Origin of the sequence: Sphingomonas kyeonggiensis (assembly GCF_014196745.1) — a bacterium.
In the GTDB taxonomy this organism is placed as follows: Bacteria; Pseudomonadota; Alphaproteobacteria; order Sphingomonadales; family Sphingomonadaceae; genus Sphingomonas; species Sphingomonas kyeonggiensis.
In genome coordinates this window covers 119475-131159 of record NZ_JACIEH010000005.1, presented here as the reverse complement: position 1 = coordinate 131159, position 11685 = coordinate 119475, and the positions used below count along the sequence as shown (strand labels likewise).

10 protein-coding genes are annotated in these 11685 nt (G+C 67.3%); 3 read left to right on the top strand and 7 right to left on the bottom strand.

All coding sequences use genetic code 11. The features are described 5' to 3' along the window. Window positions 1–993, bottom strand: a complete 993-nt coding sequence (locus tag GGR46_RS23480) for an efflux RND transporter periplasmic adaptor subunit (RefSeq protein WP_184000514.1) — start codon at window positions 991–993, stop codon at window positions 1–3. Between the two features lie 228 nt (window positions 994–1221). On the opposite strand from GGR46_RS23480, the gene GGR46_RS23475 reads away from it, so the two are divergent. The 3 genes from GGR46_RS23475 to GGR46_RS23465 all read left to right on the top strand — a co-directional run bounded on the left by GGR46_RS23475 (window position 1222) and on the right by GGR46_RS23465 (window position 4718). Further along, window positions 1222–3432: a TonB-dependent receptor gene (locus tag GGR46_RS23475; RefSeq protein WP_184000513.1), complete on the top strand. Its 2211-nt coding sequence runs from the start codon at window positions 1222–1224 to the stop codon at window positions 3430–3432. 186 nt (window positions 3433–3618) lie between these two features. Continuing rightward, window positions 3619–4068 (top strand): hypothetical protein, encoded by a 450-nt coding sequence (locus GGR46_RS23470; protein ID WP_184000512.1) that lies wholly within the window; start codon window positions 3619–3621, stop codon window positions 4066–4068. Further along, entirely contained in the window at window positions 4065–4718 is a 654-nt protein-coding gene (locus tag GGR46_RS23465; protein ID WP_184000511.1) for an energy transducer TonB, read from the top strand. The genes GGR46_RS23470 and GGR46_RS23465 overlap by 4 nt, the downstream gene beginning before the upstream one ends. A gap of 4 nt (window positions 4719–4722) precedes the next feature. Here the strand turns inward: GGR46_RS23465 and GGR46_RS23460 are convergent, their stop codons facing one another. From GGR46_RS23460 to GGR46_RS23435, 6 genes are read right to left on the bottom strand one after another with little or no spacing between them, the layout of a single operon-like run. Then, entirely contained in the window at window positions 4723–5559 is an 837-nt protein-coding gene (locus GGR46_RS23460; protein WP_343058331.1) for a protein-L-isoaspartate(D-aspartate) O-methyltransferase, read from the bottom strand. Beyond that, the gene (locus tag GGR46_RS23455; protein WP_184000510.1) at window positions 5556–6470 is read right to left on the bottom strand and encodes a hypothetical protein; all 915 of its coding nucleotides are present in this window, start codon (window positions 6468–6470) and stop codon (window positions 5556–5558) included. The genes GGR46_RS23460 and GGR46_RS23455 overlap by 4 nt, the downstream gene beginning before the upstream one ends. Continuing rightward, window positions 6467–7618 (bottom strand): glycosyltransferase, encoded by a 1152-nt coding sequence (locus tag GGR46_RS23450; protein WP_246426334.1) that lies wholly within the window; start codon window positions 7616–7618, stop codon window positions 6467–6469. Before GGR46_RS23450 ends, GGR46_RS23455 begins: the two co-directional genes overlap by 4 nt. Beyond that, complete coding sequence (locus GGR46_RS23445; protein ID WP_184000509.1) at window positions 7606–8376, bottom strand: DUF2334 domain-containing protein; 771 nt, start codon at window positions 8374–8376, stop codon at window positions 7606–7608. Before GGR46_RS23445 ends, GGR46_RS23450 begins: the two co-directional genes overlap by 13 nt. Before the next feature lie 55 nt (window positions 8377–8431). Beyond that, window positions 8432–10768: a TonB-dependent receptor gene (locus GGR46_RS23440; protein ID WP_184000508.1), complete on the bottom strand. Its 2337-nt coding sequence runs from the start codon at window positions 10766–10768 to the stop codon at window positions 8432–8434. After that, window positions 10728–11660 (bottom strand): FecR family protein, encoded by a 933-nt coding sequence (locus tag GGR46_RS23435; RefSeq protein WP_184000507.1) that lies wholly within the window; start codon window positions 11658–11660, stop codon window positions 10728–10730. The genes GGR46_RS23440 and GGR46_RS23435 overlap by 41 nt, the downstream gene beginning before the upstream one ends. Between the last annotated feature and the right edge of the window lie 25 nt (window positions 11661–11685).

The window sequence follows — 11685 nt, the reverse complement described above, 5'->3', positions numbered from 1 at the left end:
TCAGTGCGCCACGCCGAATTCGGTGCCGAACAGCTCGGCGGCGCCATCCGTCACCACCGCGTCGCCGCGGGCGAGGCCGCGTGTGACCAGCGCGTTGCCGCCGCTGCTGGAGGCGATCTCGATCCTGCGGCGGAGATAAGTGCCCGGCGCGGTGCGCTGATAGACCCATTCGCCACCATAGATGTCGCGCACGATCGCAGCGGTGGGAACGGTCAGGCCCTGCTGCGGTCCCGTCCCCATGGGCAGCGACACCGAGACGCGCTGGCCGACGCGCCAGGCTCGGTCGCGATTGTCCAGCGCATAGTAGATGTCGACCGTGGCGTTCTGGGCGTTGGCCGAGGGCGGCGCGGTGACGGGCAGAGCGGTGCGGGCCGTGCCCTGGCCGCCCAGCGGACTGACCTGCACCGCTTCGCGCCGGGCCAGTCCGGCCAGGTCGGCGGCAGGGACGATCACGCGCACCCAGAGGCGCGGCTGTGCATCCAGCGTGGCGATGGAGGGGCCGAGCATCGCCCGCTGGCGACGCGCGGTCTCCTCCGCGGCATGGGCGGTGGCAAGGGCTGCGGCGGCTTCGTCGCGGCCGCGCACGCTGCCGGCTTCCTCGCGCACCAGCGCCTCGGCGCGGGCCAGCGCGATGCGGGCGAGGCGGGACTGGGCGACGGTGCGATCGACTTCGCCGTCGGCGGCGACCTGCTGCGTGCCAAGCTGGGCGAGGTTGGTCGCCGAGCCGGCGGGGACGCCGCCATTCCAGGCGGGCGCGACGATCTCGCCGCCCGTCTCGCGCATTGCTTGTGCGCTGCCGGTTCCGATCTGGACAGTGGCGATGCCAAGTCTTGCCTCAGCGTGTCGGCTCAGGGTGAGCTTGAGCAGTTCGGTCTCGTGCGCGACCGGTTCGGCATGTGCTGCCTTGGACGCGGGAGCGCTCGGCGAACCGGCACCGCAGCCAGTGGGGGCGAGGGAGAGGATGGCAAGACCAAAGACGGAAGCGCGTTGCATGGCAGACCCGGATTGTTGACCCGGTCCGGGTAGCGCGCTGTCGTGGAGTGGAGGTTCCGCGGACTATACAATCCGTCCATGTTGCTCCGTTGGCCTGAATTGGGGCCGGATGGGGAGTTTTATACAAGTTCCCAATGTTGCGGTTTGTCGGTTGGCAGACCCGGCCGGACAGCTAAACGGAAATTGTTGCGATCAATTCGCATTAGCTATCGCAAAAGAGGGACACCCATGTTGCATGCCATGTCGCCTGCGCGCTTCCGCGCGGGCCTTCTCGTCACGTCCGCTATCCTGGTGCTCGGTGCCACTGCGGCGCACGCCCAGGATAGCCAGCAGGGCAGCGGCAAGGTGCTCGGCTCGGTCACGGTCACCGATACGGCGATCGACGAGAGCGAGGCGCAGTCGTCCTACAAGGTCACCCGCACCACTTTCGCGACGCGCACCGATACGCCGCTGATCGACGTGCCCCAGGCGGTGAATGTGGTGACGGTCAAGCAGATCGAGGACCAGGCGGCAAACTCGATCGGTGACGCGATCCGCTATGTACCGGGCGTCTTCTCGGCGCAGGGCGAGGGCAATCGCGAGACGCTGATCCTGCGCGGCAACACCACCACCGGCGACTTCTTCGTCGACGGCATGCGCGACGACGTCCAGACCTATCGCGACCTCTACAATATCGAGCAGCTCCAGGTCTTCCGCGGCTCGAACGCGATGATCTTCGGCCGCGGCGGCATCGGTGGCGTGATCAACCGTGTCACCAAGGTTGCCGACTGGACGCCGCACCGCGCCTTCCGTCTTGAGGGCGGCAGCTTCGAGCACAAGCGCGCCCAGTTCGACCTTGGCACGCCGCTCAGCGGCGCGGTAGCGGTGCGGCTGACGGGCGTCTACCAGGACAGCGACAGCTACCGGGACGGCGTCAACTACAACCGCTGGGGCTTCAACCCGATGGTCTCGTTCAAGCTGGGCGAGGCGACGACGGTCACCGCCGGCTATGAGCATTTCGAGGACAGCCGCGTCGCCGATCGCGGTGTGTCGAGCTACGCTGGCAGACCGCTGAACACCCCGCGCGGCCAGTTCTTCGGCGATCCCGAGCAGAGCCCGACCTGGACCAACACCGATGCCGCGACGCTCTACATCGAGCATCGCTTCAGCGACGCGATCACGCTGCGCAACCGCACTCGCTATGCCGATTACGACAAATTCTATCAGAATGTGTTCCCGGCGGCGGTCAATACGGCGGCGATGACCAATCCGGCGGGCTTGCCGGCTGGCACCTATGCAGCGGGCACGATCGTTGCGATCCAGGGCTATAACAACCTGACCAATCGCCGGAACTTCATCAACCAGACCGATCTGAACGCCGAGTTTTCCACCGGCGGTATCGAGCATGTGCTGCTCGCCGGGTTCGAATATGGCCACCAGAAGACCGACAATCTTCGGCAGGAAGGATTCTTCCCGACGCCGACCAACGCCAGCGGCGTGACCACCATTTACGCCACGCTTGCCAACCCGACGATCCGGCGTCCGGACATCCGCTGGGCGCAGGGGCCGTCCAGCCCGCAGAACAAGGGCACCGCCGAAGTCGTCGCCGGTTATGTGCAGGACCAGGTCTCGCTGTCCTCGGCCCTCGACGTCATCGTCGGCGTGCGCTTCGAGCATTTCCGCACCAGGGTTACCGATCTGCGGGCCGCGCGGACCTTCGATGTCACCAACGATCTCTGGTCGCCGCGTGCCGCGCTGGTGTTCAAGCCCGCCGAGAACGCCTCGATCTATGCCGGCTATTCGCGCACCTATCTGCCGCGCGGTGGCGACCAGCTGACCGGGCTCAGCCTGGCCAACTCGGCGCTCCGGCCGGAGAAATACGACAATTACGAGATCGGTGCGAAATGGGACGTGGTGCCCAGCTTCAACCTGGCGGCGGCGGTGTTCCAGCTCGATCGCAGCAACGTGCTCGCGCTCAGCAACCCCAACGACCCTTCGTCGTTGCAGGTGCCGATCGGGCGGCAGCGCAATCGCGGGGTCGAGCTGAGCGCGCAGGGCGAGATCACCGATCAGCTCAGCATGGTCGCCTCCTATACCTATTCGGATCCGACCTTCCGCGACACGCTGCCCGGCGCGGTGAAGGTGGGCAATGTCGTCGCCAATGTGCCCAGGCACGCAGCATCGCTGTGGACCCGCTTCGATCCGACCGAGGCGCTGGGCGCTGCAATTGGCGTGATCCATCAGGGCAAGCGCTTCTCGGGCACGGACAACACCGTCTCCATGCCCGGTTACACCCGGGTCGATGGCGCGATCTACTACCGGCTGAGCGAGGCGGTGGATCTGCAGGTCAATCTCGAGAACCTGTTCAACGAGCGCTATTTCCTGTTCGCGCACAGCAACACCAACTTCACGCCGGGCTCGCCGCGTGCGTTCAAGGCCGGGCTCAATGTCAGGTTCTGAGCGATGAAGTTCGGGCCTGCCCAATTGGGCAAGCTCAAACGATCGGAACGCCTCGCCGTCGTGCTTCTGCGCGGCGGCGAGTTGGCCATTGCCGGGCCTGAGCTTCTAGCCGCCTTTGCGCGGGTACGGGACCATGCGCTTGCGGCATGATTTCGGATCCTCTTGCCGGGTTCTGTCCTGGTGAGCGTGGACGAGCAGGCGTTGATCGGATGGCTATCGACGGCGCAACGCCTCCGGATCGAGGCCGAGGCGGTGCGCTGTGCCGATGCGCGGCTGGAGCGGGCTGTCTTTCATTGCGCAAGCCAGCTCGCGCCCGCGGGATTGCGTCTGGGCTTGGCGAGCCAGCTGCGGGCGGCTGCACTCGTCCAGCGCCTGGCGGAGGTACGGGTGCCGTCGGACCACGGCTTGCCGCAGTCGGCCGTGGCGGGCGGGTTGATCCCGACGCCGTTCGAAACAAGATCGCGGCTGCAGGCAATCGTCCTGCGTGAGCTGGCGATGCATGGTCCGCTGCACCTCAGCCATTTCTACAAGCTTGGCATCTCGCGCTGGGTCGTCTGGGGTGCCCAGCGGCTTGGCCGCGTGCGCAGGATCGGACGCGGGATCTATGCCCTGGATGCCAGGAGCAATTCGCGATGAGCGGCTATCGGCCGGACGGAGCCCGGCACGCCCTGGGTGCGGTGGCCGCGCTGGGCTGTGCTGCTGCGCTCATTTTCGCCCTGGCGGCGCCCATGCTGGTCCAACGGGTAAAAGCACCTCGCCTGGCGGTATTCGATGTCAATCTGCAACCGCCACCGCCGCCGGTCCCGAAGCAGGCGCCGATCCCGCCCAGCCCGGTGACGCGTCGCCAAATATCGCTCCCGCGCCCTCAGGTCATCCTTCCCGACCCGCCTGACCCGGTGGTCGACGCGACCCCCGTGCCACCGCCGCCGCAACCCGAACTTCCGGCGCCCAGCCCCAGTCCGCTATCTGCGCTGCCGCCAGCCCCGGCACCGCGGGCTCCGGTCGCCCGCGATCTGGTGGCGACCGTCCTGTCGGCAGTGCCCCCGCGATACCCGATCGATTCCCGGCGCAGGCGCGAGCAGGGTGTCGTCGTGCTCGCGCTGCTGGTGGGCACCGACGGTCGGGTGAAGACCATATCGGTCAGCAACAGCAGTGGCGTGCGCCGGCTCGATGACGCGGCGCTCGCGGCGGTCCGGAAATGGCGCTGGTCGCCGATGCTGGTGGGCGGCGTGGCGGTCGAGGTTCGCGGCCTGGTCGAGATCCCCTTCGTCCTGCGCGAACCCTGACAGGCTAGCGGGGCGGCGCCGGCTCGAAGTCGGGATGCGCTACTTCATCCTCGAAGCACAGGGGCAGCCTCTCGAACAGCCCGTTCGAATTGGGCGCCCGTTCCCCGCGGCCGGTTAGCGGCACGAACATCGACCATCCGAGCGAGCAGCGCCGATAATCGGTATCGCTCGTGCGCGTGATGACGAGTATCTGCTCGGTTGCCCAACTCCTGCCAATCGGCATGACCAGCCGCCCGCCGATCCTGAGCTGGTCGAGCAGAGGCTGGGGGACCCGCGCTGCGCCGGCCGCCACGATGATGGCATCGAAGGGGGCGCGCTCGGGCCAGCCGGCATAGCCGTCGCCAGTGCGGACCTCGACATTGGCGAAGCCCAGCCCGGCGAGACGCGCCCGCGCCTGATCGGCGAGCTGGGGCACTATCTCGATCGAGGAAACCTGGGCTGAAAGTCTGGCGAGTACGGCGGCCTGATAGCCCGACCCCGTACCGATATCCAGGACACGGCCCCCTGGGCGCGGATCGGCGGCGGCGGTCATCACGGCAACGGTGTAGGGATCGGAAATGCTCTGGTCGTAGCCGATGGGAAGTGGCGTCTCCCGATAGGCGTCTGCTTGTTGTTCGGGCGAGACAAAGGCTTCGCGCGGCACGCCGCCGACGGCGGAAAGGGCACGGCCGAGGGCGGCATTGTCCGCACTGGGAGCAGCAGCACGGACCGCTGCCCGGATACTCTCGACCATTGCTGCGCGTGCTTGGGCGAAGCCGTGATCCTGTGCGGTCGCGCTTGCCGCGAGGGCCGCGACAACCAGTGTGCCGATACTCAATGCACTGTGACAGGGCGCCTTCACGATGCCGCCCGCCCGCTTGGCAGGAAGGAGGCAATCGAGGTCAGCGCCCCCACTGCGATATGCGTCACGAGGGTCAGCGCGGCGACCAGCATGGTGGCGGCTGCGAGGCCTGACGCCGGGCCAAGCAGCGCCAGCGTCAGCGGCGCGAGCAAGGCGTCGCGGGCCGGGACAAGCGGCAGGCGGTGGACCATCATGCGCAACGTCGCCACGGCGACCAGCATCGTCCAGGAGAGACCGGGCAGCAGAAGCTTCCACAGGAGCGCGGTCAGGATCAGGCCCAGCACGATCCTCAGCGAATGGAGGGCGAAGGTGACTGCCAGATCCCGGCGCGACAGTGTGAGGAGCGCGGCGGTGCGCCGGAGCAAGAGGATTGCCAGTGAGGAAAGGATAATGACCGCGATCGACGCGGCGAAGCTGTTGAGGAGCGTGCCGCCGGCGACGGAGTAGAGCAGCGGTGCGTTGATCGCCATCATCACCAGCGTGGCGAGATTACCTGCCAGGGCGGAGAGCACCGCAACATCGCGCAAGGTACCGAACACCGATCCCTTGAGCTGCTGGCGACGGCGCGCCCAGAGGTAGAATTGCGCTTCGCCCGAATAGCCGAAGACGATCTCGTTCGCGACCTGCTTGCGGAACAGCGCCGGCAGCGCGTCGACGCGCAGGCCCCACAGGCGACGGAGGATGATCCATTCTGCCAGGGGGCCATTTGCGTAGACGAGGGCGAAGCACAGCCAGAACCAGATATTGGTGGGTGCTGCCCTGAATTGGGCCGGGTCGATCCCGCCAAGCTGGGCCAGGACTGCCAGCAGGATGGCTGCCGAAAGGCCCAGGCCGGCAAAGGTCAGCAGCCACTCGCGGGTGGGTGCAGCGACGCGGCGAATAGGCGGGGGCTGGACGGCGAGGCTGCTCATCGGACTGGGGGAACTGGCCATGCGAGACCTTCGGTATGGGGCGTGGGATCGGCGCGGGTTCCGTGCCGGGCAGCATCGGCAAAGGTATCGAGATAGGTCTGTCCCGAATGCTCGATGGTGAAGCGATAGACATGGGACTGGCGGGTGGCATGTGGTGTCGGTACGCTCGCAGCGTCGCGGATCGCGGCGGCCAGTGCCGTTTCGTCGCGCGGCGTGATGACACCGTGCAGGCCCTGGCCGAGCAGGCTGCGGACGCCCGAGCCGCTGTCGGTCGAGACTATCGATAGCCCGGCGGCCAGGGCTTCCACCAGCACCGCCGGTACGCCTTCATAGCGTGACGACAACAGCAGCGTGTCGAAGTCGTTGAGCCGCGATGCAGCGTCAGGCACATGCCCTGCGAAGGTGATCCGCTCTCCGATGCCAAGGGTTTCGGCCAGGGCTTCCAGCGCGCCGCGCTCCGGGCCATCGCCATAGATCGTCAGGGTCTCATCGGCATCGGCACCGCGCGCGAAGGCGCGCAGCATGAATGGATAATCCTTCTGCGCGGTGAGACGGCCTATCGCGACGAAACGGCGCGGCGCGCCCGGACGCCGCGGCGCCGGTGTCCGCATCTGCGCCTGCTCTATCGCCGGATCATGGATCACCCGGAAGGTGCGCTTCATCCGCTCGGGGAGATCCTCTGCGATTGCCTCATCCATGATAACCCAGGTCCAGCCAAAGCGAGCCTGCACGCCGAGCCAGATTTTCCAGAAGAAGCGTGCCAGCGGCGGAAGGTCGTTGCGGGCGAGGTCGTTGCTGATCTTCACGACAATCGCCGGACAGTGCCTCCCGAAGCGCAACGTCATCGCGGCGGCGACGATCGTATAGGTGCTGCCGGATACGAACAGCACGTCGGGCCGGGTTCGGCGAATCTCGGCGGGCAGCCGCGCGATCATCCAGAAGGTTTCCCACCATGCGGTGCCGATGTCGGGCTGCGGCGGCACGACATATTCGAGCCCCTGGGCGAGCTCTTCGCGTAGCGGTCCGTCCTCCCGTCCCAGGAAGAGGGGGGCGTCCGCGCCCAGCGCGCGCCAGTGTCGGACCAGACGCAGTGCGACCCGCTCTACGCCCCCCAGCTCGAAACTGTGCAGGAAGGTCAGGACGCGCATGCCAGGTCTCCTGCCATGTCGCGATAGTGGCTCGGCATATGGGTCCGCGCGATCTTGGCGACGGTTCGGCGGACGCTCGACAGCGTCGCCGGCACGGTCACGTCCCCCGGATGCACGCCCAGGCGCACGATCCGCGGCAACGGTATGGTGCGTGCGACGCTCGCCACGGCGAGAGACGAGAGCATGCGCATGCGCGTCCGGGTCGCCCAGGTGATCACGGGTGTGTTGACCAGCACGCGCCCGGCCACAGGGTCCCAGACGCGCATATGATCCTCGGCAAGCGGAATGCCGAGGTTCTTCATCGCCGCGTGCGTGCCTTCGCCATAGAGCCATGCCGGGGCGATGAAGCCTGCGATCGGCTTGCCGGTGATGTCCTCGATCAGGGTGCGGCCCGCGTGGATGCGGCGTTCCGCTTCCTCCGCGTCGAGCCCCAGGAACTCGCCTTCGCCCGCCGTCATCTGGCGCGCCTTGACCCGGTCCTGCCAGCTGGCGTGCTCGGTTTCGTCGCGGTGGCTATAGCCGTGCAGGAAGATCTCGACCCCGCCCTCGGCCCAGTTCCGCAGGCGCGTGGCGTAGGGGGAACCGCGCCTTATCTCCGCCTCGCGCCAGAAATCGGGCACGACGAGCATGGCCAGGCGCGTGACGCCCGCCCTGGCGAATTCCTCCAGCAACTGGTCGACCGCGGCCTCGTGGCGTGGCGATACGTCGTGGATCGAGGCGAGGAGCCGGCGGGGCGGCTTTGTCGGGGATCTGCTCACCCAGGCAAGACGCCGCGGCCGGCGGGTACCGCAGTCCGCGCCCGGATTATTTCTTTCAGAAACTTCGCGAGAGCGCCAGCGCCAGCGTGCGGGGCCTTAGCGGTGTGTACTGACGCTCGCTTCGGATCGAGAAGGGGTTGCCATAGGCGAAGCTGTCCGCGCGCGTGTCGAGCAGATTGTCCAGGTCCAGCGCGACGGTGAACGGTCCGATGGCGGTGGTGGTGCCGATCCTGACCAGTCCATAGCCGCCCATACGACGATCCAGCCCGTCATCGAAGCTCAGGCGGGAAGGGCCGACATAGCTGACGTCGGCATAAGGCGCGAAAGCGTGTCCGAACAGCCGGATGGGACGCTCGATCGCCAGATTGCCGGCAAGATCGGGCACGACCGGTAGGCGACGATCCTGGGGAAGGTCCGAGCCGTCGCCTGCATTGACCAGCCTCGGACGCTGGACAGTGAAGCCGCCGCGTATGCGCCAGCCTCTGCCGGGGCGCCAAACGGCGGTGCCCTCCAGCCCCAGGATTGCCACGTCGCCGGCATTGTGGGTGGCGATCAGGCCATTGTCCTCGAGATGATCGGACTGGACGCTGCGCCAGTCCGCCTGGAAGCTGGCCAGGGTGAGGTCGAGTCGCCCGTTAGCGAGCGTCGCCCGGCCGCCCAACTCGACGCTTTGCATCGCGTCTCCATCATAGCGTCCGGTCCGGTTGTTCGCCGGGTCGATGCCGCCCGGCCTGAAAGCAGTGCCCAGGCGGATATAGAGCAGCCGGTCATTCGCGAAATGATAGGAGAGCGAAGCGCTTGGCGTGAAGCCGATCACCGCATGGTTGGCGGATTGCGCATCCAGTTCTTCCTGTCGCTCGTCCTCCGTCGTCGCCCGGAACAGCCGCGCGCCGATCGCCAGCTTCAGCCGCTGGGTTATGGGATAGGCGCCATCGGCGAAGAAGGCGGTCTCGGTGACACGCCGGTGCAGGCTGAAATATTCGGGCACGGTACCGCTGCTGCTATCGACTGCGCCGTTCGCCCGCGTGGTGGCGGAGATATAGGAAAGCCCGGTTGTCCAGGTGAAGGTGCTTCCCGGCGCTGACGCAAGCCGTACTTCCTGGTCGAAGACGCGATAGGCGCGACTGTCCCGGTAGCGCAGCGCGCCGGGGACACCCAATTGCGCGGCCGCATCGCTCGCATCAAAGGCGTCGCGCTGGTGCTGCCAGGCGTGGCTGGTGACCGCGGTGAAGCGCAGCGTGCCGATGGGTCCTGCGAGGATTGCCTGGCCGAGTCCGAAGCTACCGCTGCGCGGCTCGCGCTGGGTAAGGCCGCGCGTCAGATCCTCATAGTCGCGATCGACATATTGGCTGTCGGCGGTCCGGCTCGATTGATAGGCGCCGATCAGATCGATGGTCCATCCCGTTGCCGGGGCGACACGCAGTGCGGCGCGACCGCCGGCGATACGGGTGCGATTGACGTTCGAGGGGCCGTTCGCATCGTCGATCCAGCCGGCGTCGCTGCGGGCATAGCCGACCAGCCGCAGCGCCGCGCGGTCGCTGACCAGGGGCAGGTTGAGCACGCCTTCGGCATTGGCGCCAAATCCGCCAGAGCCAACTGCCTGGCCGCCGATACCCAGACTGCCTGAAAAGGAACCGATCACCGGCCGGTTGGTGACGATCCGGTAGACGCCGCCGAGCGCGCCGGTCCCGTAGAGTGGACCCTGAGGGCCCTTCAGCACTTCGATCTGGGCAATATCGGCAAGATAGAGGCCGGGTTCGGCTGCGTCATAGGTGACCCTGCCTTCATCGATCTGGACGCTGACGGTGGACTGGCTGAAGCCGTTGAACGGACTGTCGGCCACGCCGCGGATGAAAGGCCGTTCGCGCCCCGGGCCGCCATTGGCTACGCTGAGCCCCTCGATCACGCGCGCGACATCGCCGGCGCGGACCGCCCGGTCGAGCCGGGCCGGATCTCGCGGAACATAGACCGCGACCGATCCGGCAATGGAAGATAGTGCCTCGGGCAGCTTGCGCGCGGTGACGACGATCGCCTCGCCCGGTTGCATCGATGCGTCGGGCTGGCGGGATACGGCATGGGGTGCCGAACGCGGCCTTGCCACGATCCTGAACGCCCGGTCCCCGATCCGGATGGCCCGCACTGACGTACCCTGCAGCACCCGGTCGAGGGCTTCGCGCGCCGACATCCGGCCTCTTACCGCCTGGCTGCGGGCCGAAGGCAGGCGCGTCTCGTAAACGAGCGAAATGCCCGTCTGCGCTGCCAGCGCCTCCAGGGTATCGGCTAGATTGCCGGCGGGCAGGGAGATCGCGAAGCGTTCGTCCCGCGCCTGGGCAGGCGCCGGCAACAGGGCACTAGCCGCCAGTACGATCGACCAGCCGGACCGTCTGACCATCGCTGTCCGCATGCAGCCCCGTCAATTGGGTAAGGGTGGAAACCATTGCCGCGCGATCGCCCGGTGCCAGCACGCCCGAGAAGGAACGGCTGGCGGCCGAACCGGCGATCGTGACCGGCTGGCCCGTGTAGCGGGCGATGTCTGCCGCGACCAGTGACAGCGGGGCCTGATCATAGACGAAGCGTCCCTGCCGCCAGGAAGCGATGCTGGCGATACGAACCGGGCGCAGCGAAACGGCGCCAGAGCGTGCGAGCGCTTCCTGGCCCGCGGAGATGATTGTCTCGGTTGATTGCCCGGGCAACTGAAGGGCGACCTTGCCTTCCTCGACGGACAGGCTGAGCACGCCGTCCGCAGCGTTGACGGTGAAGCGGGTGCCGACATCGCGGATTCGATAGCCGCCCACTTCAACCGTGACGCTGCGCGTCGGGTCGTGGCGAATCGAGAAGAAGGCACTGCCGTGCAGTCGCATCGAGGCGCCCGTCGCAGCTGCGCTAAGCCGCGAGCCGGCACCGAGCGTCGCGGTGACGCCGTCGGCCACCTGTACCGTACGCGTCGATCCCGCCGCGCTTGCGAACTCCCGAGCCGCAGGTGCCTCGGGCCGGCTTGTCTGGAAGCCAATTCCGACTGCAATGGCGACTGCGGCGGCCGCAGCGATGCCCGAGCCGATCGCCCAGCGCGGCAACCGGCGGGCGGGTGTCGAGGGCATTTCGATGGGTTGCGCCAGCTCGGGCAGCACATCGTCGATTCGCGCGTCGAGCAGGGCGATCTCGTCATAGGCGAGCCGGTGGCGCGGGTCGGCTTCCAGCCAGGCGGTGAAGCCGTCCCAGTCCATGTCGTCGTTCAGCTGTGCTGTGTGCCAGCGCGCCGCGACCTCGTGAATATCCTCGCTCATCGCCCAATTCCCGGCATCGGCGTGC

What these genes read in the sequence shown, in the direction of transcription:
- GGR46_RS23435 (WP_184000507.1), bottom strand. Translation starts at nt 11,660, where the DNA reads ATGAGCGAGGATATTCACGAGGTCGCGGCGCGCTGGCACACAGCACAG.
- GGR46_RS23465 (WP_184000511.1), top strand. Translation starts at nt 4,065, where the DNA reads ATGAGCGGCTATCGGCCGGACGGAGCCCGGCACGCCCTGGGTGCGGTG.
- GGR46_RS23455 (WP_184000510.1), bottom strand. Translation starts at nt 6,470, where the DNA reads ATGAGCAGCCTCGCCGTCCAGCCCCCGCCTATTCGCCGCGTCGCTGCA.
- GGR46_RS23440 (WP_184000508.1), bottom strand. Translation starts at nt 10,768, where the DNA reads ATGGTCAGACGGTCCGGCTGGTCGATCGTACTGGCGGCTAGTGCCCTG.
- GGR46_RS23475 (WP_184000513.1), top strand. Translation starts at nt 1,222, where the DNA reads ATGTTGCATGCCATGTCGCCTGCGCGCTTCCGCGCGGGCCTTCTCGTC.
- GGR46_RS23450 (WP_246426334.1), bottom strand. Translation starts at nt 7,618, where the DNA reads ATGCGCGTCCTGACCTTCCTGCACAGTTTCGAGCTGGGGGGCGTAGAG.
- GGR46_RS23480 (WP_184000514.1), bottom strand. Translation starts at nt 993, where the DNA reads ATGCAACGCGCTTCCGTCTTTGGTCTTGCCATCCTCTCCCTCGCCCCC.